Annotated in this window: 24 protein-coding genes; 9 read left to right on the top strand and 15 right to left on the bottom strand. The window is 61.7% G+C overall.

The window, feature by feature from the left end; all coding sequences use genetic code 11:
* Positions 1-3: 3 nt before the first annotated feature.
* Together J2X43_RS07145 and J2X43_RS07140 are read right to left on the bottom strand one after the other, a co-directional pair.
* The gene (locus tag J2X43_RS07145; RefSeq protein WP_310292718.1) at positions 4-1503 is read right to left on the bottom strand and encodes an anion permease; all 1500 of its coding nucleotides are present in this window, start codon (positions 1501-1503) and stop codon (positions 4-6) included.
* 63 nt (positions 1504-1566) lie between these two features.
* Positions 1567-2079, bottom strand: coding sequence for an NUDIX hydrolase (locus J2X43_RS07140; protein WP_310292715.1), 513 nt, complete (start codon positions 2077-2079; stop codon positions 1567-1569).
* A 260-nt stretch (positions 2080-2339) separates the two neighbouring features.
* Here J2X43_RS07140 and J2X43_RS07135 point away from each other — a divergent pair, with 260 nt between their 5' ends.
* Together J2X43_RS07135 and J2X43_RS07130 are read left to right on the top strand one after the other, a co-directional pair.
* Positions 2340-3221: a LysR substrate-binding domain-containing protein gene (locus J2X43_RS07135; RefSeq protein WP_310292712.1), complete on the top strand. Its 882-nt coding sequence runs from the start codon at positions 2340-2342 to the stop codon at positions 3219-3221.
* A 35-nt stretch (positions 3222-3256) separates the two neighbouring features.
* On the top strand, positions 3257-4468 hold the full coding sequence (locus J2X43_RS07130) for an adenosylhomocysteinase (protein WP_310292709.1): 1212 nt from the start codon (positions 3257-3259) through the stop codon (positions 4466-4468).
* A 2-nt stretch (positions 4469-4470) separates the two neighbouring features.
* Here the strand turns inward: J2X43_RS07130 and J2X43_RS07125 are convergent, their stop codons facing one another.
* Positions 4471-5382: an agmatinase gene (locus tag J2X43_RS07125; protein ID WP_310292707.1), complete on the bottom strand. Its 912-nt coding sequence runs from the start codon at positions 5380-5382 to the stop codon at positions 4471-4473.
* Positions 5383-5415: 33 nt separating this feature from the next.
* On the bottom strand, positions 5416-6312 hold the full coding sequence (locus tag J2X43_RS07120; protein WP_310292704.1) for a LysR family transcriptional regulator: 897 nt from the start codon (positions 6310-6312) through the stop codon (positions 5416-5418).
* Positions 6313-6444: 132 nt separating this feature from the next.
* On the opposite strand from J2X43_RS07120, the gene J2X43_RS07115 reads away from it, so the two are divergent.
* From J2X43_RS07115 to J2X43_RS07100, 4 genes are all read left to right on the top strand, one after another.
* Positions 6445-7884: an FAD-linked oxidase C-terminal domain-containing protein gene (locus J2X43_RS07115; protein WP_310292701.1), complete on the top strand. Its 1440-nt coding sequence runs from the start codon at positions 6445-6447 to the stop codon at positions 7882-7884.
* The gene (locus tag J2X43_RS07110) at positions 7881-9089 is read left to right on the top strand and encodes an FAD-binding protein (protein ID WP_310292698.1); all 1209 of its coding nucleotides are present in this window, start codon (positions 7881-7883) and stop codon (positions 9087-9089) included. The genes J2X43_RS07115 and J2X43_RS07110 overlap by 4 nt, the downstream gene beginning before the upstream one ends.
* 141 nt (positions 9090-9230) lie before the next feature.
* On the top strand, positions 9231-10541 hold the full coding sequence (gene glcF, locus J2X43_RS07105; RefSeq protein ID WP_310292695.1) for a glycolate oxidase subunit GlcF: 1311 nt from the start codon (positions 9231-9233) through the stop codon (positions 10539-10541).
* A gap of 38 nt (positions 10542-10579) precedes the next feature.
* Positions 10580-11011 carry a hypothetical protein gene (locus J2X43_RS07100; RefSeq protein WP_310292693.1) on the top strand — a complete coding sequence of 144 codons (432 nt, stop codon included), beginning with the start codon at positions 10580-10582 and terminating at the stop codon, positions 11009-11011.
* Positions 11012-11020: 9 nt separating this feature from the next.
* On the opposite strand, the gene J2X43_RS07095 is transcribed toward J2X43_RS07100, so the two are convergent.
* The 3 genes from J2X43_RS07095 to J2X43_RS07085 form a co-directional block, all read right to left on the bottom strand.
* On the bottom strand, positions 11021-11683 hold the full coding sequence (locus J2X43_RS07095) for a porin family protein (RefSeq protein ID WP_310292690.1): 663 nt from the start codon (positions 11681-11683) through the stop codon (positions 11021-11023).
* Between the two features lie 322 nt (positions 11684-12005).
* On the bottom strand, positions 12006-12668 hold the full coding sequence (locus tag J2X43_RS07090; RefSeq protein ID WP_310293759.1) for a L,D-transpeptidase: 663 nt from the start codon (positions 12666-12668) through the stop codon (positions 12006-12008).
* Positions 12669-12812: 144 nt separating this feature from the next.
* Entirely contained in the window at positions 12813-13571 is a 759-nt protein-coding gene (locus tag J2X43_RS07085; RefSeq protein ID WP_310292688.1) for a L,D-transpeptidase, read from the bottom strand.
* 211 nt (positions 13572-13782) lie between these two features.
* Between J2X43_RS07085 and J2X43_RS07080 the strand changes: the two genes are divergently transcribed.
* Together J2X43_RS07080 and J2X43_RS07075 are read left to right on the top strand one after the other, a co-directional pair.
* The gene (locus tag J2X43_RS07080) at positions 13783-14412 is read left to right on the top strand and encodes a DNA-3-methyladenine glycosylase I (protein WP_310292685.1); all 630 of its coding nucleotides are present in this window, start codon (positions 13783-13785) and stop codon (positions 14410-14412) included.
* On the top strand, positions 14409-14912 hold the full coding sequence (locus J2X43_RS07075) for a hypothetical protein (protein ID WP_310292681.1): 504 nt from the start codon (positions 14409-14411) through the stop codon (positions 14910-14912). The genes J2X43_RS07080 and J2X43_RS07075 overlap by 4 nt, the downstream gene beginning before the upstream one ends.
* Before the next feature lies 1 nt (position 14913).
* On the opposite strand, the gene J2X43_RS07070 is transcribed toward J2X43_RS07075, so the two are convergent.
* Entirely contained in the window at positions 14914-15618 is a 705-nt protein-coding gene (locus J2X43_RS07070) for an HAD family hydrolase (RefSeq protein WP_310292678.1), read from the bottom strand.
* A 239-nt stretch (positions 15619-15857) separates the two neighbouring features.
* Here J2X43_RS07070 and J2X43_RS07065 point away from each other — a divergent pair, with 239 nt between their 5' ends.
* Positions 15858-16907, top strand: a complete 1050-nt coding sequence (locus tag J2X43_RS07065) for an aldo/keto reductase (RefSeq protein WP_310292676.1) — start codon at positions 15858-15860, stop codon at positions 16905-16907.
* A gap of 7 nt (positions 16908-16914) precedes the next feature.
* On the opposite strand, the gene J2X43_RS07060 is transcribed toward J2X43_RS07065, so the two are convergent.
* From J2X43_RS07060 to J2X43_RS07030, 7 genes are all read right to left on the bottom strand, one after another.
* The gene (locus J2X43_RS07060) at positions 16915-17439 is read right to left on the bottom strand and encodes a pilus assembly protein (RefSeq protein WP_310292673.1); all 525 of its coding nucleotides are present in this window, start codon (positions 17437-17439) and stop codon (positions 16915-16917) included.
* Positions 17439-17957 (bottom strand): pilus assembly protein, encoded by a 519-nt coding sequence (locus tag J2X43_RS07055; RefSeq protein WP_310292670.1) that lies wholly within the window; start codon positions 17955-17957, stop codon positions 17439-17441. The genes J2X43_RS07060 and J2X43_RS07055 overlap by 1 nt, the downstream gene beginning before the upstream one ends.
* The gene (locus J2X43_RS07050) at positions 17954-19258 is read right to left on the bottom strand and encodes a pilus assembly protein (protein WP_310292667.1); all 1305 of its coding nucleotides are present in this window, start codon (positions 19256-19258) and stop codon (positions 17954-17956) included. The genes J2X43_RS07055 and J2X43_RS07050 overlap by 4 nt, the downstream gene beginning before the upstream one ends.
* Positions 19259-19442: 184 nt before the next feature.
* Positions 19443-19799 (bottom strand): DUF305 domain-containing protein, encoded by a 357-nt coding sequence (locus J2X43_RS07045; RefSeq protein ID WP_310292665.1) that lies wholly within the window; start codon positions 19797-19799, stop codon positions 19443-19445.
* A gap of 69 nt (positions 19800-19868) precedes the next feature.
* Positions 19869-20126 (bottom strand): hypothetical protein, encoded by a 258-nt coding sequence (locus J2X43_RS07040; RefSeq protein ID WP_310292662.1) that lies wholly within the window; start codon positions 20124-20126, stop codon positions 19869-19871.
* Positions 20127-20280: 154 nt separating this feature from the next.
* Positions 20281-20592: a BrnA antitoxin family protein gene (locus tag J2X43_RS07035; protein WP_310292659.1), complete on the bottom strand. Its 312-nt coding sequence runs from the start codon at positions 20590-20592 to the stop codon at positions 20281-20283.
* The gene (locus J2X43_RS07030) at positions 20573-20836 is read right to left on the bottom strand and encodes a BrnT family toxin (protein WP_310292658.1); all 264 of its coding nucleotides are present in this window, start codon (positions 20834-20836) and stop codon (positions 20573-20575) included. The genes J2X43_RS07035 and J2X43_RS07030 overlap by 20 nt, the downstream gene beginning before the upstream one ends.
* Positions 20837-20859: the final 23 nt, after the last annotated feature.

Genomic DNA, 20859 nt, shown 5'->3' with positions numbered 1-20859 from the left:
CGGTCAAACGAAGAGGGCGAACATAACCCAATAGAGCAGCGCCGCAAGCGCGCCCGAGGCCGGCACGGTGATCACCCAGGCGGCTATGATCGTCATGAAATGCGACCGGCGCACCAGATAGCGGCGGCGGGTTTCATGGACGTTCGGATCGGCCGGTTCGTCGATCGCCCAGCTCTCGGCCTTATGGCGCATATAGGCGATGCGGCGCTTCGAGTTGCGGGTGTACCATTCGCGGAAGAACCCAACGCCGAAGACCGAGCCGACCGCGATATGCGTCGTGCTGACCGGAAGGCCGAACCAGGAGGCAAGAATGACGGTAAAGGCGGTCGACAGCGCCACGCAATAGGCGCGCATCGGATTGAGCTTGGTGATCTGCTCGCCGACGAGACGGATCAGGCGCGGGCCGAACAGCAGCAGACCGACCGAGATGCCGAGAGCGCCGATCAGCATCACCCAGAGCGGCGGGGCGATCTCCCCGTGAACAGGCAGAAGCGTCGTCGAGCGCACGATTGCCGAAAGCGGGCCGACCGCGTTCGAAACGTCGTTTGCACCATGGGCGAAGGAGAGCAGGGCGGCAGAGCCGATCAGCGGATATTTGAACAGGATACGCAACGAGCTGTTGCGGTTCTCGAGCCCCTCGGATTGGTGGCGTACGATCGGCCGGGCGATCAGCCAGCAGACAACGGTTGTCGCCAGCCCATAGGCCAGCACCGTCGTTGCCGGAAAACGGTCCGGTGTCGTGAGTTGGAGGATCATATAGGCCGTAAATGCGCCGGCCATTGCCGCGATCAACACAGGCACCCAGCGCCGGGCCGCCGCGATCTTGTCGTCGCGATAAATGACGAAGGTCTTGACGAGGAACAGCAGACCGGCGGCGATCACGCCGCCGATGATCGGCGACGTCACCCAGCTCGACGAGATTTCCGCCATCACCCGCCAGTTGACCGGCTCCGGGCCGACGGCAGCGATGCCGGCGCCGATGACCGCGCCGACGATCGCATGGGTGGTGGAAACAGGTGCATTCAGCCAGGTCGCAAGGTTGATCCACAACGCGGCCGCCATCAGCGCCGCCATCATGATCCAGGCAAGCAATCCTTCCGGAACCTGCACGGCATCGACGATGCTGGACGAAATGGTCTTCACCACTTCGCCGCCCGCGATCGTAGCACCCAGGATCTCGAAGATCGCGGCAATCACCAGCGCCTGCGCCATCGTCATCGCGCGTGCACCGACGGCGGCGCCGACATTGTTCGTCACGTCGTTCGCGCCGATATTCATTGCCATGTAGGCGGCAAGCGCGGCAGCGGCGATGATCAGCACCGCACTCGGCCGGTCGAAGACGTAGACCCCGGCAAACAGCATCGCGAGACCGAGGAACACCAGGCCGATGCCCGGTGCGATCAGCTTGCGCGCAACGAACTTCGAGGCATCCTCGACATGGCTATACTTGTCGAGGTCCTTGTCGAGCGTGCGTTTTGTAAGGACAGGTGTCTTCTCGGCCATGCTCTTTCCTGGGAGGAATCCTGCTTTAACGCTATCATTCCTAACAGCGCAAGATGGCAGGAATCATTCCGCCGGAATCTGCTTGGCGCGGCTTGCCTGAAGATGTTCGTCGATGCGGCGCTTGAACTGCAGGAACACGTCGCGAAGCTCCGGCTCGCGGACCCGCTTGCAGGCCTCGTCGCAGGAAACCCACTCGATCGTGCGTTCGCCCTTTTCCTTGAAGTTCTTGGCAAGCTCGGAAACCTCGAGCGCATAGACCTGCACCTTGCAGCTCACCTTCAGTCCATCCTTCAGGACCTTCGGATAGCTGTAGGCGCCGAGCGTCTCGTGCTCGACGCTGCCGCGCACGCCTGCTTCTTCATAGGCTTCGCGGGCGGCGACCTCATAAGAGCACTTACCGTTCATCGGCCAGCCCTTGGGGATGACCCAGCGGCCGGTATCACGGCTGGTCATCAGGAGAACCTCGACCTCGGTGCCCTTCTTCTTCATCCGGTAGCACAGCGCAGCATACTGCTGTCTCGGCGGACGCCGGAACATCAGCTGCATGTCGGAGGCGAGGCGGGAGAGAAGAGTCAACTGTCGGGTCACCTTTCGAGTCGTTTCAAAGAATCATTAATATTAGCATGTGCTGGAAAGCTTGCGCGATCCATGCGCCATTTAACGGTGCATAACGCGGCTATGGTTTTTAATAGGCAAATCTCACGCCGCAGCGGGTCGAAATTCCGGCAAAACCTGTTCTGTTTCCGCCTTTGCACAGGTGTTCAATATGGGGCCTTCTTGCCTTTCGTTCAATGCCCATATCAATCTGGGGATATCGTTTCCTGTTGATGACCGCCATGCGCCTTCCGCCACTCAATTCAATCAGAGCTTTCGAAGCCGTCTGCCGTAAGGGCAGCGTGCTCAGGGCTGCCGAAGAGCTCGGTGTCGTGCGCGGCGCGGTGCGTCTGCAGATCGCGGCACTCGAGAATTATTTCGGCGAGAAGCTCTTCAACCGTGAAGGCCGCCGCCTCGTGCCGACCGACCGGGCCAGGGCTTTTGCCGAAGCGGCAACGGCGGCGTTCTCCCTGTTGCAGCATGCCGCCGGTGACCTGCAGAAGGACGATAGCCGCAAGCTCCGTCTCGGCGTTCCCTCTGCCTTCGGCATCTGGTGGCTGATGCCGCGCATCGGCAGCCTGCAAAGGGCGCTTGGCGATGCCGAGATCGATATCGTGCCGATGGCGGTCGCCGAGCCGCTGTTGCAGCATCCGGAGCTCGATGCCGTCATCATGGGGGGCGAGTACCGCCCCTCGGCCGGTGTGGCCGCCATCCGCTTCATGGAAGACGAGTTCGGTCCGGTGGCAGCACCCCAACTTACCGCCACCTTCGGCAGCGATCCCATGGGGATGGCTACGGCTGCCATGCTCGTCAGCCGCAGCGTGCCGAAGCTTTGGGACGAATGGTTTGCCGAAAGCGGCACACCGGCAGTCAGCTTCGCCCGCCGTCAGGAATTCGAGGATCTGCTGTTGGCGCTCGGTGCGGCCCGATCCGGCCTCGGTGTGGCACTCGCTCCGCGCGCGTCGATCGAGGATGATCTGGCGCGCAATATTCTGACTGCTCCCTTCGGCTTCATCCGCCGTCCGGCAGGCTATAGCCTCTGCTGCCGCACGACGGATTTTCGAAAGCCGCATTTCACCGCATTGCGCGACTGGCTGGTCAAGGCAGGCGAGGGGGCCGAATAGGGCAGATTTACTGCCGTATCGGCAGCGGATTATCCATGCCGCGCGGTCGCGGTGGGCGTTATGACGGTCATCAGCGACAGGAGACCATCATGGAAAATACCGCCACCCGCATCGACTGGATCGGAAACAGCTGCCGTCTGCTGAAGGCAACGGCCGCCGAATTCGAACGCACCCGCCCCTTCGAAGGCCTCACGATCGGCACCGGTATCCATCTGGAGCCGAAGACGGTGGCGCTCCTGACGACGCTGCGTGCCGGCGGCGCCAAGCTCGTCTGCACCGGAAATCTGAACAGCACCCAGCCATCGACGGTCGACTATCTCCGCTCCCAGGGCATCACCGTCTTCGCCACGCAGACCACCGATCCTGCCGAGCATCACCGCAGCCTCGAAGCCGTTGTCGATGCCAAGCCCGACCTGCTGCTCGATAATGGCGGCGATCTCTTCGCCATCGCCGCGGAACGCCCCTATGCCAACCTGCTCGGCGGCACCGAAGAGACGACCTCCGGCCGCACCCGCCTGCTGCCGATGCGGGAAAAGCTGAACATGCCGATCCTTGTCATCAACGACAGCCCGATCAAGCAATTCGCCGAAAACAAGCATGCCGTCGGTCAGAGCCTGTTCGAAAGCTACATGCGCTTCACCAACCGTTCCACCAACGGCAAGCGCGTCACCGTCTTCGGCTACGGCGCCTGCGGCAAGGGAACGGCCGCCAGCTTCCGCAACGCTTTCTCCACCGTCAGCGTCGTCGATATCGATCCGGTCACGGCGCTGGAAGCGCATCTCGATGGCTTTGTCACGCCGCTTCGCGAGGATGCGATCCGCTCTGCCGATATCCTGATCACCGTCACCGGTTTCCCCGGCATCGTCACTGTCGCCGACCTGCCGCTGATCAAGGACGGCGCGATCCTGATGAATGGCGGCCATTTCCCGCTGGAGATCGACGTATCGGGCTTCCGCGCCCATCCTGATGTCGTCGCCATCGACCGCTACGAGGCCGATGTCATGGAAACCCTGCATCTCAAGGATGGCCGCTCGATCCATATCCTCGGCGGCGGCCATATGGCCAACCTCGCAGGACCGCGCCCCCTCGGCAATTCCGTCGAATCCATGGACCTCGGCTTCACCCTGCAGGCCCGCTGCCTCGAACGGGTTGCCAAGCGCGGAGCGGGACCTGAGGCCTGCATCGTGCCGGTGCCTCGAGATATCGATGCGATGGTGGCGAGCGCCTATCTCGATCTCGCGCGCTAGGCTCAGCCCTGGCGGACGATCGTCCCGATTGCGTTGACGAGCAGCCGCGCTGCCGTCAGCGCCGAAATCCCGTCGATATCGGCTGGCGGATAGAGTTCGACGAGATCGAAGCCAACGATCCTGCCACGACGGCCCACGCCCGCGATAAGGTCGATAACCTGCGTGTAGGTCAGCCCACCGGGCGTGCGGGCCGCGACGCCTGGCATGACGCTGGGGTCGAGCCCGTCGCAGTCGAGCGTGATCACCACCTGCGCGCCTTCAGGAATATGCCGCAGCGCCGCCTCGACGCCCTGTGCATGAATTTCCCGGGCGGTGACGAGATGGCTCCCATAACGCTTAGCCGCCTCGACCTCCGCGCGGCGCGCACTGCCGACCCCACGGATACCGGCCTGCACCATGCCTGCGACATGCGCCATTTCGCTCGCCCGCCGCATCGGGTTGGAATAGCCTTGGCGCTCGCCATGCAGCTCATCGCGCCAGTCGATATGGGCGTCGATCTGCAGGATCCAGATCGGGCCGTGACCGGCGAAACCGGCAAGGAAAGGGATCGGCACGGAATCGTCGCCGCCAAGCAGGATCGGCACTGCAGACATCGCCAGCACCTCCCGCGTTTTCGCCTCGATCAGCGCCCGGTTTCCGGCGTTGTTCCGAGCGTCGGTCGGCAAATCTCCGGCATCGACGCAGCAGACCGGCTTGCCGTCGAACAACGGCCCGCCGAGATCGAAATCCCAATGTTCGATCAGCCCCGCATCTTCCTGGCTGGCCGCGCGGATTGTGTTGGCCGAGCCCGCATAGCCGCTGCTGTCCTTGCCGGGATAGGTCGTGCCGTGACCGGCGCCGAAGATCACCATGCGCGGCGTTCCGCCGTCATCGAGACGGTCGGATAGGCCAAGGAAAAGAGGCGAAGCAGTCATGTCAGTCTCCAGATGTGATCGGCGGTGGAGGCGTCAGAGCTCCCAGTAGGGCACCGGCCCATAAAGCTCCGCCAGATAATCGATGAACAGCCGCACCTTGGCGGGCAGAAATTGCCGGCTCGGATAGACTGCCGAGAGGGCTACATTGCGCGAGCCCTCATATTCCGGCAGCACCTGCACCAGCTTGCCGCTCTTCAGCTCTTCGCCGATATCCCAGGTGGAACGCAGCGCGATGCCGATACCTGAAATCACCGTCTCGCGGATCACCTCGCTGGAATTGGTGATCAGCATGCCCTCCGGCCGCAGCGTCATGGCGCCGTCAGGTCCTTCCAGCCGCCAGACATCATTGTTGTGCGCGGGCAGGCAGCGGTGGTTCTTCAGGTCGTCGAGGTTCGCGGGCATCCCATGCGCCTCGATGTAGGACGGCGCGGCGCAGAGCAGGCGGCGCACCGGCGCCAGACGCCTGGCTACCAGGCTGGAATCGGTGAGCTCGGCAATGCGGATCGCCAGATCGAAGCCGCCGCCGACAATGTCGCTAAACTCGTCTGTCAGCACCAGATTGATGGCCAGCTCCGGATGCTCCTCCATGAAGCGCTTCAGATGCGGGGCGATATGCATGCGGCCGAAAGAAGTCGGTGCCGAGATCTTCAGCGTGCCGTGCATCTGCGCCGAGCGGCCGGAAATATAATATTCGGCTTCCTCAAGCCCGGCCAGAATGCCGAGCACCCGGTCGTAGAAACCCTGGCCCGCCTCGGTCAGCGAAATCTGCCGCGTCGTGCGCTGCAGGAGGCGCGTGCCGAGCCGGTCTTCCAGCCGCTTGATGCGCTTAGAGATGACGGCAGGGGAAAAACCGAGCGCCCGCCCGGCAAGCGACATGCTGCCGGTCGAAACGACCTTGGCAAATATCTCGAGATCACCCAGATTGGTCATGGTGCGGCACTGTTTCCCCTTTAGGCATAAGTGCTTAGCATTTGCGCCGGTTTCGGGAAAGTGTTAAGCCGAGTGAAACCGGCTGCCACGGAGGACAGGCCGGCCTCGCTGCCAATCGGGAGGAAGCGCGCCATGTCCGACACCATTTCCTTTCTTGCTCCGCGCGCCGATGTGCTTGCCCGCCGCAGCCAGATCGTCGGTGATCTCATCGATCTGCTGCCGCCGGAATGTCTGGTGCACGAGGCGCGCGAACTGGTGCCCTTCGAGACTGATGCCTTCGTCTCCTATCGCCGCCTGCCGCTCGCCGTCGCCCTGCCGCGCTCGACGGCCGAGGTGGCTGCCGTGATGAAATATTGCCATCGCTACGGCATCCCGGTCGTGCCGCGCGGTGCCGGCACCTCGCTCTCGGGCGGCGCCATCCCGCAGGAGGATGCCGTCGTCATCGGCCTGTCGAAGATGAACAGCATCCTGGAAATCGACCTCGCAAACCGCGTCGCCGTCGTCCAGGCGGGTGTCACCAATCTCAACATCTCTGAATCCGTCTCTGCAGACGGTTTTTTCTATGCGCCCGATCCGAGCTCGCAGCTCGCCTGCACCATCGGCGGCAATATCGGCATGAATTCCGGCGGCGCCCACTGTCTGAAATACGGCGTGACGACCAACAATCTGCTGGGCGTCAAGATGGTGCTGACCGACGGCACGGTCATCGAGCTCGGCGGCAAGGCGCTGGATGCCGGCGGCTATGACCTGCTTGGCCTCGTCTGCGGCCACGAGGGCCAGCTCGGCATCGTCACCGAAGCGACGGTCCGCCTGATCGCCAAGCCCGAAGGCGCCCGACCGGTTCTCTTCGGCTTCGATACATCGGAAGACGCCGGCTCCTGCGTCGCCGATGTCATCGCCTCGGGCATCATCCCCGTCGCCATCGAGTTCATGGACAAGCCGGCGATCGAGATCTGCGAGGCCTTCGCCCATGCGGGCTATCCGCTCGATGTCGGCGCGCTCCTGATCGTCGAGGTCGAGGGCTCGGAAGCCGAGATGGACGACATGCTGAAGAGCATCGTCGAGATCGCCCGCAAGCATCGGGTCAAGACCGTGCGCGAATGCCAGTCGGCGACTGAGGCCGCGCTGATCTGGAAGGGCCGCAAATCCGCCTTCGGCGCGACCGGCCGCATCGCCGATTACATCTGCATGGATGGCACAGTGCCGCTCAGCCAGCTTTCCTACGTGTTGAAGAAGACCGCCGAGATCGTCGATCACTACGGCCTGCGCGTCGCCAATGTCTTCCATGCAGGCGATGGCAACATGCACCCGCTGATCCTCTTCAATGCCAACGACCCCGAAGATGCCGCCCGCGCCGAAGCCGCGGGGAACGAAATCCTCAAACTCTGCGTCGATGCCGGCGGCTGCCTGACCGGTGAACACGGCGTCGGCATCGAAAAGCGCGACCTGATGCGCCATCAATATTCCGAGGTGGACCTGGCACAGCAGATGTCGGCGCGTGCTGCCTTCGACCCGGGCTGGATCCTCAATCCTTCCAAGGTTTTCCCGCTCGATGGACGGCCGGCCGCATGAGTGAATTCTTCCCCCGGAGCGAAGACGAAGCCGCAGGGCTGATCCGCGAACACGCCGCATCAGGCAGAGCACTCGCCATCTCCGGCGGCGGCACCCGCGCCGGTTTCGGCAATGCTGTCGCTGCCGAAGACACGCTCCGCTCAACCCGCCTCTCCGGCATCGTCGCCTATAATCCAGGCGAAATGGTCATGACGGCGCGTGCCGGTACGCCAGTTGCCGAGATCGAAGCCGCCCTTGCCGAGAACGGCCAGATGATGGCTTTCGAGCCGATGGATCACCGCGGGGTCATGGGCACCTCGGGCGAGCCGACGATCGGCGGGGTCTTTGCCGCCAATGTCTCCGGCCCCCGACGCTTCGTTTCGGGTGCGGCGCGTGACAGTCTGCTCGGCATCCGCTTCGTCAATGGCCGCGGCGAGATTATCAGGAACGGCGGCCGGGTGATGAAAAACGTCACCGGTCTCGATCTGGTGAAGCTGCTGGCGGGTTCACACGGCACGCTCGGTTTCCTCACCGAAGTGACCTTCCGCGTTCCGCCGCGTCCGAAAGCCGAAGAGACGCTCGTCATATCCGGCCTCAACGATGCCGAAGCCGCCAATGCGATGGCTGCCGCCATGGCGCTATCTGTCGAGGTCTCGGGTGCGGCGCATCTGCCGATGACGGTCACCTGGCGCTTTGCAGGCGGCACGCTGCCCGAAGGCGAGGCAACCGTACTTCGTCTCGAGGGGCTGCCGGGTTCCGTCGAGGTGCGTGCCGAAAAGCTCGCCAAGGCGATGGCCGCTTTCGGTCCGGTCACCAAGCTCGATCAGCAGGCGAGCCGCGGGCTCTGGCGCGAAATCCGCGATGTCTTTCCCTATGCCGATGACACGATGCGCCCCGTCTGGCGCGTCTCCGTTGCGCCGTCCGCCGGCCACCAGCTTGTCGCCGCGCTGCGGCTCGAAGCCGGTGTCGACGCCTATTACGACTGGCAGGGCGGCCTCGTCTGGATGCGAATGGAGGCCGATCCCGAAGCCGGCCTGTTGCGCCGCTTCATCAAGGCGCTCGGCGGCGGGCATGCAACGCTGATGCGTGCTTCGGAAGTGATGCGTGCTGACGTGGCGGCTTTCCAGCCGCAGCCGGAAGCAGTGGCAATGCTCTCGGCCCGCGTGAAGGAAAAGTTCGATCCGGCCGGGATTTTCAATCCGGGGAAGATGGGTTGTGATGGCTGAGTTCGAGTATGCGGGGCACCCCCCTCTGTCCTGCCGGACATCTCCCCCTCAAGGGGGGAGATTGGCCAGAGGCGCCCGCTCGCTGCACCAATTATCGCTGAGGGGTAACCCCACCCACCAAGCCTCGACGGGATACCACTGATGCAAACCAATTTCACCGCCGAGCAACTGACCGACCCCCATGTCGCCGAATCCGAAAAGATTCTGCGCAAATGCGTCCATTGCGGCTTCTGCACTGCCACCTGTCCGACCTATGTGACGCTCGGAAACGAGCTCGATAGCCCGCGCGGCCGCATCTATCTGATCAAGGACATGCTGGAAAACGATCGCCCGGCGGATGCCGAGGTGGTCACCCATATCGATCGCTGTCTCTCCTGTCTGGCCTGCGTCACCACCTGTCCGTCCGGCGTCGATTACATGCATCTTGTCGATCATGCCCGCGCCCATATCGAAAAGACGTACAAACGGCCGTTCATGAACCGGCTGACGCGCGGCATCCTCGCTGCCGTCCTGCCCTATCCCGGCCGCTTCCGCCTGGCGTTGCGGCTTGCCCGTCTCGGCCGCCCGTTCCGCAGCCTGATGCGCGCTCCGGCCCTGAAACCCTTCGCGGCGATGCTGGCGCTGGCGCCCCGGCAGGTGCCGCCGCCTTCCATCTATTCACGTCCCGGCAATCATCCCGCCGAAGGCGAACGGAAAGCGCGTGTCGCGATCCTCACCGGTTGCGCCCAGCCGGTTCTCGACCCCGGGATCAACGAGGCGACCATCCGCCTGCTCACTCGCCTCGGCGTCGAGGTCGTGGCGCCCACAGGCGAAGTCTGCTGCGGTTCGCTCGTCCACCATATGGGCCGCGAGGAGCAGGCTCTGGCCAGCGCCCGCGCCAATGTCGATGTCTGGACGCGGGAGATCGAAAACGGCGCTCTCGATGCGATCATCATCACCGCCTCCGGCTGCGGCACGACGATCAAGGATTACGGCCACATGCTGCGCCTCGATCCGGCCTATGCCGAAAAGGCCGCCATCGTCTCCGGCCTGGCGAAGGACATTACCGAATATCTGGCACCGCTCGATCTGCCCTCGCATATGCCGAAGGGCGTCACCGTCGCCTATCACTCCGCTTGCTCGATGCAGCACGGCCAGAAGATCACCATGGCGCCGAAGCAGCTCCTGAAGGCGGCGGGCTTCACCGTGCGCGATCCGGCAGAAGGCCATCTTTGCTGCGGCTCGGCCGGCACCTACAATATCATGCAGCCGGATATTTCAGCTGCCCTGAAGGCCCGCAAGGTCAAGAATATCGAGGCAACGAAGGCGGATGTGATCGCCACCGGCAATATCGGCTGCATCACCCAGATTGCCTCAGGCACCGGTATCCCCATCGTCCATACCGTAGAATTGATCGATTGGGCCTACGGTGGTCCTGTACCTCAAAAATTAATGGATTTGCATATAGCCTGAGTTCGGCCGGTTGTCGGCCGGTCATGGGATTCAGCGCTATGCGGCGTACACTTCTTTTGCTCTCTGTCTTTTTCGGTGCCGCAGGCACCGCGCATGCCGATAGCCGTTATTTCTGCTCGGCCGACGATGCAGCCACCCGCTTCACAGTCGAGATCGGCTTCAAGGCGGACGGCGGCCATGTGCTGAACCACTTCCGCGGCGGTCTGATGATCAAGGACGGCTCTGTGCCCGACCAGTTCAAGAAGCGCGTCTTCAATTCCAGCCACCTGACGAACCGGTGGTCGAACGGTGGCGAGCTGCGCATGGAAATCTATGATGACGGCGGTGACGATACATCCGGCCAAGCGCTGAACATGGTGGTCATGGCCGAAGGTGAAGGCAAGGCCTTCAGCGGCACCTATGGGATGACTGTAACAGGCGGTTCCAAGCCGTTCACCGCAAGCGGCAAGGTCAGCTGCGGCTCGAAGTAAGCCTCTTGCTTACCAGTGGAACGAAACGCCGAGATTGACGGCGTTGGTGAAGATATCGGTCTTCAACCGGTCGCCGCTGTCGATCGGCACATCTACCTTGGAATAGGTCCCCTTATATTCCACGAAGGTCGACCAGTGGTCGCTGACGCGGAAATCGACGCCGGCCTGCGCCTGCAGCGTCACGCCGCCGAATTCGTAGTCGAAGGTCGTGCCGGATGGGCGCGTCACCTCGACATGCGGAATGTTCACCCCGACGCCGGCGCCGAGATAGGGCGTCCATCGCCCGCCGTCCTGCGGGAAGCGGTAGAGCGCGTTCGCCGTCAGAAGGTTCAGCCCGTCGGTGAATTCGAAATGCGACCAGCCCGAAGCCGCCAGCGTCTTGTCGTCGGCATAGACCTTGTCATGCGTATAGTCGATCGACAGGCCGAGATTGGGATGGCCCAAATCCTCCAGCCACCACGTCACCCGCGCGCCGTAATAAGGTGGCGAACCGAAGGACTTGCCCTCCCACCCCGCCGTGAAATGCGTCCCGTCCGACAGATCGACGCCGCTATGGGGCGCCGTCTGGTAGCCGCCATAGACGGAGAATTGCAGGTCCTCGGCAAGGACAGGCGAGGCGAGACAGGCAAGGGCGGCAAGCCCAAACACGGACAGGCGAACGGCGCGGCGCATGGATTATCCCCGGATGGCAGTACCGCAAATCTATCCCGCGTTGTGTAACAGGCTTATTGCAGGGGCGGTGGGCTGTGAGATTTATGGTGGGTGGAGAGCCCTTCCCATTCTCGACCCTCATTCCTGTGCTTGTCACAGGAATCCAGGCCACCGCGCGTCTGCGCGGTGAATGACTCACTATGAGGCGAGGGATTCTCCTGCGCCCAAAGACTTGAGCGCGCTGGATCCCTGTGACAAGCACAGGGATGAGGAAGATGGTAGGCACTGAAACAAAAAAGGGCGCCAGAAAGCGCCCTCTTCAATTCCATCAACCTGACAGTTTTCACCCGCCAAACAGCGTCCTGAGAACATCGATGCCGCGGTCCTGGAAGGCGACGTTGCCCTGTTTGTTGCCGGGACCGACGACGATCACCTTGGTGCCGACGGGGACGCGCTCGTAGAGATCCTGCACGTCGTTGTTGACCATGCGGATGCAGCCCGAAGACAGGTTGAGGCCGATCGTCCAGGGCTGGTTGGTGCCGTGGATGCGGAAGGCCGTGTCGTGGCCGCCCTGGTAGAGATACATGGCGCGGGCGCCGAGTGGATTGTCCGGGCCGCCGGGCTGGAAGGCAGGCAGCTTGTGGCCGGCCTTGGCTTCGCGGGCGCGCATTTCTGGCGGCGGCGTCCAGCCGGGCCATTCCGCCTTGCGGCCGACTTTCACCACACCGGACCAGCCGAAGCCTTCGCGGCCGACGCCGATGCCATAGCGGGTTGCGCGGTTGTTGCCCTCGACGAGGTAAAGAAACTTGTTGGTCGTATCGACGATCACGGTGCCAGGCGCTTCGTCGGTGACGAGGCGGACGACGCGCTTCTTGAACTGCGGCTTGACGGTCTTCACCTGCTTGACGCCGCGAACCGCGTCTGTTGCCGTCAACTGAGGCTCGGCATGGGCGAGGCTCATTGTGCAGGCCAGCGCAATCGCAGAGGCGGCCGCGAGCCGTATGATATGCTTCATTCTCAATTCCCCTCTATCCAGGATGACCGCCAAGCTAGCCAATTTGCCCCGGATTTCAAGCTTCAGAGGGGTTTGCGCGTGTTTTTGTGCCGCGGCGCGCCGTTCTTGCAACGGCCCGCCGCGGCCCTGCGATCTTTAGATCACGATCACGCGGGTGCCAACATTGACGCGCTCGTAAAGGTCAGTCACGTCCTCGTTGCGCATGCGGATGCAGCCCGACGATACGGCATTGCCGATCGTCCAGGGCGCATTGGTGCCGTGGATGCGATAGAGCGTCGAGCCGAGATACATGGCGCGGGCGCCAAGCGGATTTTCCGGGCCGCCATCCATGCGGGCGGGCAGGTAATGGCCCTTGGCCGCTTCACGGCTGATCATTTCGGAAGGCGGGGTCCAATCCGGCCACTCGGCCTTGCGGGTGATCTTGTGCTCGCCGGCCCATTCGAAGCCCGGCTTGCCGACGCCGACGCCGTAGCGGCGGGCCTTGCCATTCGCCATCACGAGGTAGAGGAAGCGATTGTTGGTATCGATGACGATCGTGCCGGGCCTTTCCTTGGTGTCGTAATCGACCATCTGCGGCAGGAACTGCGGATCGAACTGCTCGCGGACAACAGGAATTGCGCCGGGGCGCACGACCGCAACCTGCTGAATACCGGCAGGGGCTGCACGGCGCACGATGCGCTGCTGATACTGGAACAGCCCGCGGCGCTGCGGCTGAATGACCGGGCGCTGATAGACGACAGGGCGCACGTTGCTGCCGCCCAGCTGGTTGAGCCAGGGCGCGGTCAGATCGGGGCTGAGGACGACGGGCGGGCGGGTCGCATAGCGATCGTCACCAAGGGCAGGCGAGGCAAGCAGGCCAATCAGGCTTGCGGCAATCAAAACGGATTTCATCATCGGACGGAACTCTCTACATATGACCGAAAATGCTGGGGCGGGCATTTCCGCCTGGCCGGATGCTGCCACCGCTCCGGCCAGCGAATGGTAAAGATCGATTCATTAAACTGCGAAGCACCGGATAAACTTTTCGTCAGGGTTACTGTTCGGTTTGGAAACGGGGTTTCTAAATGGTAAAGCCGCAATTGAAGCGTAAAATCAGTGGGGAAGCATGAGCGATACGGGCATCACGACCGGTGACGACGGAAAGAGCCGCTGCCACTGGCACGCCAATCTTCCTGACTATATGCGCTATCACGACGAGGAATGGGGCCGCCCGGTTACCGACGATATCAGGCTGTTCGAGAAGATCTGCCTCGAAGGCTTTCAATCGGGCCTCTCCTGGCTGACGATCCTGCGAAAGCGGGAGAATTTCCGCGCCGCTTTTGCCGGTTTCGATTTCGAGAAGGTCGCGCTCTTCGACGACGCGGATATCGAGCGCTGCGTCGCCGATGCCGGCATCATCCGCCATCGCGGCAAGATCGTTTCGACGATCAACAATGCCAGGCGCGCCATCGCACTGAAACAGGAATTCGGCTCGCTTGCCCGTTATTTCTGGAGCTATGAGCCGGGCACTGGCGATCGTCCCGGTATGGTTGATCGCGCCTACATCGCCGCCAACCCGACGACGCCGGTTTCCGTCCGCATTTCCAAAGATTTGAAGAAGCGCGGCTGGACCTTTGTCGGCCCGACCACAGTTTATGCTTTCATGCAGGCGATGGGGCTCGTCAACGATCACGTCGAGGGCTGCTTCTGCCGCTCAGAGGTGGAAGCGATACGGAAGGCACTGGTGCGTCCATGAGAAAACTGCTTGCGACGGGCGCTCTGATGGTTCTTTCAGCGCTTCCCGCCTTCGCCCAAGCGCCGCAGCTCGATCCCGGCGAGAAGCTGGAGAAGCTTCAGTTTCCGGCCGTGACCATGCAGATCAAGGGCTGGACGAAGTTCGGCAACAGCCATGTCTTTACGCTACCTGTCAAAGCCGGCCAGCATGTAAAGATCAGCTTCACGACACGCAGCCAGTTTGCGTTTCTGGCGATCTTCGATCTGTCGAAGGGCGATGACGAGGCATTCTTCGGCACGGATGAGGACGGCTCTGTCCTCGATACCATTGCCAAGGAAGACACGACCTGGATGCTGCGGCCCTATTATTCGAAGGTCTCTCCCCGGCGCGGCCTCGGCGCTCCCTATACGCTGATGATCGAGCCTCAGGCGCCCGGCACCGCGCCGCCTGCGGCCAAGTCTGAAGAGCCGCAGCGGCCGTCGCTGTTTCCGCCGAAATCAGGCGCGGACGAAGAGGAGTAGGTCAGTCCAACTGATCGAGAAGCCTGCGCAACTCGCCAAGATTGGCGATCTTGCGGAAGCGCGGCGCGTCGGACGGCTCCTCCACATGCTCCACCACCCAGGTCAGCTCATGTGGCACGAAGACGCCGTAGCTCCCGGCGGCAATGGCGGGCACGATGTCCGATTTCAGCGAGTTGCCGACCATCATCGCCCGTTCCGGCCCGTCGCCCACCTTCGAGAAAATCCGCCGGTAGGTGACCGCCGTCTTGTCCGAGACGATCTCGACGGCATCGAAGAAATCGCCGAGGCCGGATTGCGCCAGCTTGCGCTCCTGGTCGAACAGGTCGCCCTTGGTGATCAGCACCAGCAGGTAGTTTCCGGCCAACGCCTCCAGCGTGTCCTGCACATGCGGCATGGTTTCGACCGGATGGGAGAGAAGATCGCGTCCGATATCGAGGATCTGTGCGATGACACCAGCCGGGACGCTGCCATCCGTCATCTCGATCGCCGTCTCGATCATCGACAGCGTGAAGCCTTTGATGCCGAAGCCGTAATGGGCGAGGTTGCGCTTCTCTGCTTCCAGCAGCCGCTCCGAAATCTTCGGCCCCTCGGCAAAATCAGCCAGCAACTCGGTGAAATGCGCTTCCGTCAGCCGGTAATATTGCTCGTTCTGCCAGAGCGTATCATCAGCATCGAAGCCGATCGTCGTCAGCGCGTGCTTGCTCATCGGATGCTCCTGCAATTCCCTCGCCCTGAATCTATCGGCGTGGCCGTTCGAGACAAGGGCTTTGTTTTTTGACGGACGGGATGCCGCATGCTGTTGAAATGCCGCCGGGCGCGCTTACGTAAAAAGTGCCTCATCAGCAGCCAGCCCGGCTATGCCTGCCATGCGGGCCAATAATCAAAAGATTGCGTTCAGCAGTCCATGGGCACCCCCGCCTGTGGCAGTCACAAGGAAATTTCCTCATGAAATACAATCAGCTTGGAAATACCGGCCTTTTCGTTTCCGAAATCTGCCTGGGAACGATGACCTTCGGTGAAGCCAATGAAGGCAGCCCCTGGGGCGCCATCGCGGATGTCGATCAGGCCGCCGCCGACAAGATCGTCGAGCGCTCGCTGGCCGCAGGCGTCAATTTCATCGACACCGCCGACGTCTATTCCTTCGGCGAATCCGAACTGCTCCTCGGCCAGGCGTTGAAGAACCTCAATGTCCCCCGCAAGGACGTCGTCATTGCCACCAAGGTCTACGGCGTGATGGGCAGCAAGCCCAACGACCGTGGCGCCTCGCGCGGCCACATCATGGATTCCGTCGATGCCAGCCTGAAGCGGCTGCAGACCGATCACATCGACCTCTACCAAATCCACGCGACGGATACCGTCACCCCGATCGACGAAACGCTGCGCGCCTTCGACGATCTCGTCGCCCAGGGCAAAGTGCGCTATGTCGGCGTCTCCAACTGGCAGGCATGGCGGATCGCCAAGGCGCTGGGCATTTCCGAACGCCGCGGCTTTGCCCGCTTCGAGACGATCCAAGCTTACTACTCGATCGCCGGCCGTGATCTCGAGCGCGAGATCGTGCCGCTGATGAACGAGGAGAAGCTCGGCCTGATGGTCTGGTCGCCGCTGGCAGGCGGTCTGCTTTCCGGCAAGTATGGTCCGGGCGCCCCCGGCAACGGCGAGGGCCGCCGCGCCACCTTCGACTTCCCGCCTGTCGACAAGGACCGTGCCTGGGCCTGCGTCGCTGTGATGCGCGAAGTGGCCGAGAAGCACGGCGTCAGCGTCGCAACTGTGGCGCTCGCCTATGTGCTGGCCAAGCCCTTTGTCACGACTGTGATCATCGGTGCCAAGCGGATCGAGCAGCTCGATCAGAACCTTGCAGCGACGGGCCTCAAGCTCGATGCCGACGACCTGAAAAAGCTCGACGACGTCAGCGCGCTGGCGCCTGAGTATCCCGGCTGGATGGTTGCCCGTCAGGGCGCCGGCCGCCGCCCGGAACCGTTCGAGCCGAAGGCTTGATTTTAAGTTAGTTGAATGCGACCGCGCTGATGAAGCGCGGTCGCGTGAATGCCCGCTCTGCGAAAGTCATCTGCCCGAAGCCGAGGATGTTGGAGAGCATCGTGTAGGTCGTGGCTCCCTCGACATAGATGATCGAGTCGCCGTCGGTGATTTGCGGCAGCGTCGAGCTGTCGAGCACCTGCGCCTTCAACAGGCTGACGGTGCCGCTCTCCTTCTTCCAGTCCAGCTTGTAGACACCAGCCGTCTTCTTGATGCTGGAAATCCTGAGCGCGCTAGGCGCCGTGCTGTTCTGCTGCAGGTTGGTGAAAACACCGTAGATATTGGAAACGAACGTGGCATCGATCGAGGTCTGGCGCGAGATCACGTCCGCGACAACGCCATTGGCCTCGACGATGTTCTGATAGGTCCGGAACATGTCGAACACGGCGACGCTGCCGATGAAGAAGAAGATCATCACCGGCGCGACGAAGGAAAATTCGATCGCCGAGGCGCCGGAGCGGCTTTTCAGCAAGTCTTTGAGAAGCGTGATCATCAGCCTGGCTCGTTCACGAACGCGAAGCGCGATGTCAGGCGAACGCCGCCGGTACTGTCCTTCGGCATCGCCAGTCCAAAGCCAAGTCCGGGGACGATGGGATCGACGACATAGCAGGCGCGCGCAAAGACGATCTGCGAGCGCTGCCCGCCGGTATAGGTGGTGACAGGATCGATATTCACGCTGCGGTCGACGCAGGATGTCTCGGATGTCGGAAAGTCGGTCGATTTGCTGATCGGCGTGAATTCGATGCGGATCGATTTGAGGCAGTTGGTCAGAATGATCGCCTCGTCGCAGACCTTTTTCTTGAAATCATCATAGGTGAAGTTCGAACCCGCCACCTGCAGCGCACGCGAACCGCGGCTGACGGCGCGGTCGAGCATGATCGATTGCGTCATGATCCAGCCCGCTTCGAAGGTCGAGAAAACAAGCGAGAAGACGATCGGCGCCAGGATGGCGAATTCGATGCCGGCCGCGCCGCCGCGATCACGTCTGAGACGATTGAGAATGCGGGTCACTGTGTCAGCCTCAGCTTCTTGATCGAGGTCGAGATCGACTTGAAGGCATCGCCGATGCCGGAGCCCGACGCCGGATAGTAATGGCCGGGGCTGGTGGCGCAGTTGGTCATCTGCGTCGTCGCATTGCCGCTCACTTCGAAACCGATGGTAAAGACGGTGATGCCGTTGGTCTTGGCCGCGGTGCAGACCGAAGACAGCATCTTCGCCGTATCCGTGGAGTTGATGATCTGCTTGTTGTCAGGCGCTTGGCTGACCGGGCGGCTGTAGTCTTTCGGGCGATACTGCTCGGTGATCGCGCCATCCGTCATCAGCACGATGACCTTCATCGTATCCGGATCGCCGAAGGCCGCCGGCCGGTTGGCGAATTTCGCATCCATCATCTTGGCGTCGATCGCGGCATTGACGATGGTCTTGGCACCCGGATTGAGCAGCATGTAGCCCCACTGCATGGCATTCTGCGTACCCGTGCCATCATGCAGTTCGAGCTGTGTGATGCGGTTCTTCAGATAGGTCGCATCGTTGGAAAAATAGGTGATCGCCGTCGATTCCACCGGGCACCACCAGGGCTTCAGATCAGTGCGTCCATAGTTCCACTGGGTGAAATGCGGAACCTGCGCCGCGTCCTTGAAGCTCGGCACGCCGCCGCCGAAACCGGTGGTGCTGAGCTCGACGCAGGACGAGTTCGAATGATCGCGCTTGGCGCCGAGCTTGTCGAAGACAGCCGCGCCGATATTCACGTGACCTGAATAGGGCACGATGGTGATCGTCGTATAATCCTTGGTCTCGTCGGTCAGCACCTGATCGATGAACTGCTGGGCCGCCTTCTTCAGGTTCTTGATGCGGTTGCCGTTCATCGAGCCGGACATATCCAGCATCAGCGACATCTCGATATTCTGCTTGGCTTCCTCGGCGGTGGAGACAGCCGCGACACTCAGCTGACGGACGCCGACAAGGTGGATGAAGGTGGTGTTCATCACATAGGCGGCGCTGGCATTGATCTTGCGCGAATTCAGGCCCTTCGTCTCGGTGAAGTTGAGGGCGATGTCCTGCGCATAGTCGAGGTTCTTCATGAAGCTGCGCAGCGTATCCTCGGGCTTCTCCTTCTGGGAAAGCGAAGCGGCAGCCAGCACGCCGCGATCGAGGCCATCCTGCATCTCGACGCGGATCGCTTCATAGCGCGCCAGGTCGATGCCGGCGCCGCCCATGGCAATCAGCGGAACGAGCAGCAGGGCGAAGACCATGGCGACATTGCCGTTGGTCTCGCGGGCGAGCCTGCGCGCTTTCGAAAGAAGATGTCTCATCGATTTCCCTAACTTGATGAGACGATTTGTATTTTACATAAATTAGAATTTCGTAATCAAAACATTACTAAGTCGTTCTAAATAAAACGCAATAATAGCATCTTGATTGCAGAAGTATCGCTAAGCGCGAAATCTATATAACCAAGGCGCCAGTTTCAGAACTGGCGCCTCGCTTCATGATTGATTACTTGGTGTCTTCACTCAACCATGCGTTCATCTCAGCAATTTCAGTTTCCTGAGCCTTGATGACGGCTTCGGCCAGTTTGCGAATCTCCGGATCCTTGCCGTATTGCAGCTCGATCTTCGCCATGTCGATCGCGCCCTGATGATGCGGGATCATGCCGCGGATGAAATCGACATCGGCATTGCCGGTCATCTCGATCATCATGTTCTTGTGCATCTTGGCATTGGCCTCGGCAAAGGCATGGCTGGAGGCACCGTGGCCGCCCATCGGCTTGCTCATGTCCATCTGCATGTTCTCGGCGCAGGCCGGAGCGGCAAAGGCGAGAGTGGAGATCAGAGCGATGATTTTCATAGACATGCGAGGTCCTTCCTCTGTCTGACAAAAGGGATTGCACGATCATGTTCGTGCGGCCGTATCGCGCGATTGTCAGATGAAGCGGGGAGGGGGCGCCCGCGGGGCGGGACGCAGATCGGCAAGCGCCTTTGCGGCTGCCGGTGCGGGATAGGCAAAGACGTGCTTTCCGCCGTCACTGATCATCACAGCGGCGGGCGTTACCACGCAGTAGGAGCAAATCGACATATGGCTTGGATTGCCCGGCGAGCACGGGTCCTTCGACATCTCGTGACCGCTGTGCTCCGTCACCAAGTCAGGCATATCGGCCATACCATGCATACCGTGCTGCATCTCTGATGCCGACGGCTGGCTCATCGCAGCGCACATCGGACAGCCTGCCCAGGCGGACGCACTGAACGTCAGCCAGCCGAATATCATCGCTATGATCGAAACGAGACGCATGAGTTGAAGATAGGCGAGGGCGCCTGCTTCGCCAAGAGGCGGCTCAGAGCTTTGCGGCCTTGCGCAACACGTCGTTGATCCGCCCCTGCCAACCCTTGCCGGTGGCCTTGAAGGCATCGATGACATCGGGATCGAGTCGCAGCGAAATCTGCCGCTTCGGCTTCTCCATCACCGGCCGGCCGCGCGCCCGGCGAATGCTCTCGGCAAGCTCAGGAAACACTTCCGCGAACGGCCGCGCATTCTTGAAGTCTTCCTCGGTCCATTCGGGATTGTCGCTAACGTCGTCCCAATCGGCCTTGCTATACCCGCGCCCTTCCTTGAACTCGGACTGCAATTCAATTTTCTTTGTTGTCATTGAGGAGCCGCCTTTCCGTTGCCTTGGCCGAGCGCATCGAAATCACCGAGATTGCTTCGATACCCAGTCTCGCGAAGATCACCACGATGGTCCCGTCCGCAAACCGTCCGATCGCCATCACGCGCCGGCCGCGGGCGGGTTGCAGAACGGCGGACAGGAAAAATGCTAGATCGAGATCGGCAAAATCCAATCCGTGCTTGTCGAGATTTGCAAGCCGCTTCGGCTCATCCCAAACGATCCTCACCGCAATGATATCCGATATTAAAA

Source organism: Rhizobium sp. BE258, from assembly GCF_031457345.1.
Classification (GTDB): Bacteria; Pseudomonadota; Alphaproteobacteria; order Rhizobiales; family Rhizobiaceae; genus Rhizobium.
The sequence above is the reverse complement of the archived record's forward strand: the minus strand, read 5'-3'. Positions and strand labels throughout refer to the sequence as shown.

Bases quoted from the DNA above. Each gene is read 5' to 3' on its own strand.
- J2X43_RS07125 (WP_310292707.1), bottom strand. From the start codon at position 5,382: ATGACTGCTTCGCCTCTTTTCCTTGGCCTATCCGACCGTCTCGATGAC.
- J2X43_RS07130 (WP_310292709.1), top strand. From the start codon at position 3,257: ATGCCGCGCGGTCGCGGTGGGCGTTATGACGGTCATCAGCGACAGGAG.
- J2X43_RS07100 (WP_310292693.1), top strand. From the start codon at position 10,580: ATGCGGCGTACACTTCTTTTGCTCTCTGTCTTTTTCGGTGCCGCAGGC.
- J2X43_RS07060 (WP_310292673.1), bottom strand. From the start codon at position 17,439: ATGATCACGCTTCTCAAAGACTTGCTGAAAAGCCGCTCCGGCGCCTCG.
- J2X43_RS07095 (WP_310292690.1), bottom strand. From the start codon at position 11,683: ATGCGCCGCGCCGTTCGCCTGTCCGTGTTTGGGCTTGCCGCCCTTGCC.
- J2X43_RS07045 (WP_310292665.1), bottom strand. From the start codon at position 19,799: ATGTCTATGAAAATCATCGCTCTGATCTCCACTCTCGCCTTTGCCGCT.
- J2X43_RS07145 (WP_310292718.1), bottom strand. From the start codon at position 1,503: ATGGCCGAGAAGACACCTGTCCTTACAAAACGCACGCTCGACAAGGAC.
- J2X43_RS07075 (WP_310292681.1), top strand. From the start codon at position 14,409: ATGAGAAAACTGCTTGCGACGGGCGCTCTGATGGTTCTTTCAGCGCTT.
- J2X43_RS07110 (WP_310292698.1), top strand. From the start codon at position 7,881: ATGAGTGAATTCTTCCCCCGGAGCGAAGACGAAGCCGCAGGGCTGATC.
- J2X43_RS07050 (WP_310292667.1), bottom strand. From the start codon at position 19,258: ATGAGACATCTTCTTTCGAAAGCGCGCAGGCTCGCCCGCGAGACCAAC.
- J2X43_RS07085 (WP_310292688.1), bottom strand. From the start codon at position 13,571: ATGATGAAATCCGTTTTGATTGCCGCAAGCCTGATTGGCCTGCTTGCC.
- J2X43_RS07135 (WP_310292712.1), top strand. From the start codon at position 2,340: ATGCGCCTTCCGCCACTCAATTCAATCAGAGCTTTCGAAGCCGTCTGC.
- J2X43_RS07040 (WP_310292662.1), bottom strand. From the start codon at position 20,126: ATGCAGCACGGTATGCATGGTATGGCCGATATGCCTGACTTGGTGACG.
- J2X43_RS07035 (WP_310292659.1), bottom strand. From the start codon at position 20,592: ATGACAACAAAGAAAATTGAATTGCAGTCCGAGTTCAAGGAAGGGCGC.
- J2X43_RS07065 (WP_310292676.1), top strand. From the start codon at position 15,858: ATGAAATACAATCAGCTTGGAAATACCGGCCTTTTCGTTTCCGAAATC.
- J2X43_RS07120 (WP_310292704.1), bottom strand. From the start codon at position 6,312: ATGACCAATCTGGGTGATCTCGAGATATTTGCCAAGGTCGTTTCGACC.
- J2X43_RS07080 (WP_310292685.1), top strand. From the start codon at position 13,783: ATGAGCGATACGGGCATCACGACCGGTGACGACGGAAAGAGCCGCTGC.
- J2X43_RS07115 (WP_310292701.1), top strand. From the start codon at position 6,445: ATGTCCGACACCATTTCCTTTCTTGCTCCGCGCGCCGATGTGCTTGCC.
- J2X43_RS07070 (WP_310292678.1), bottom strand. From the start codon at position 15,618: ATGAGCAAGCACGCGCTGACGACGATCGGCTTCGATGCTGATGATACG.
- glcF (WP_310292695.1), top strand. From the start codon at position 9,231: ATGCAAACCAATTTCACCGCCGAGCAACTGACCGACCCCCATGTCGCC.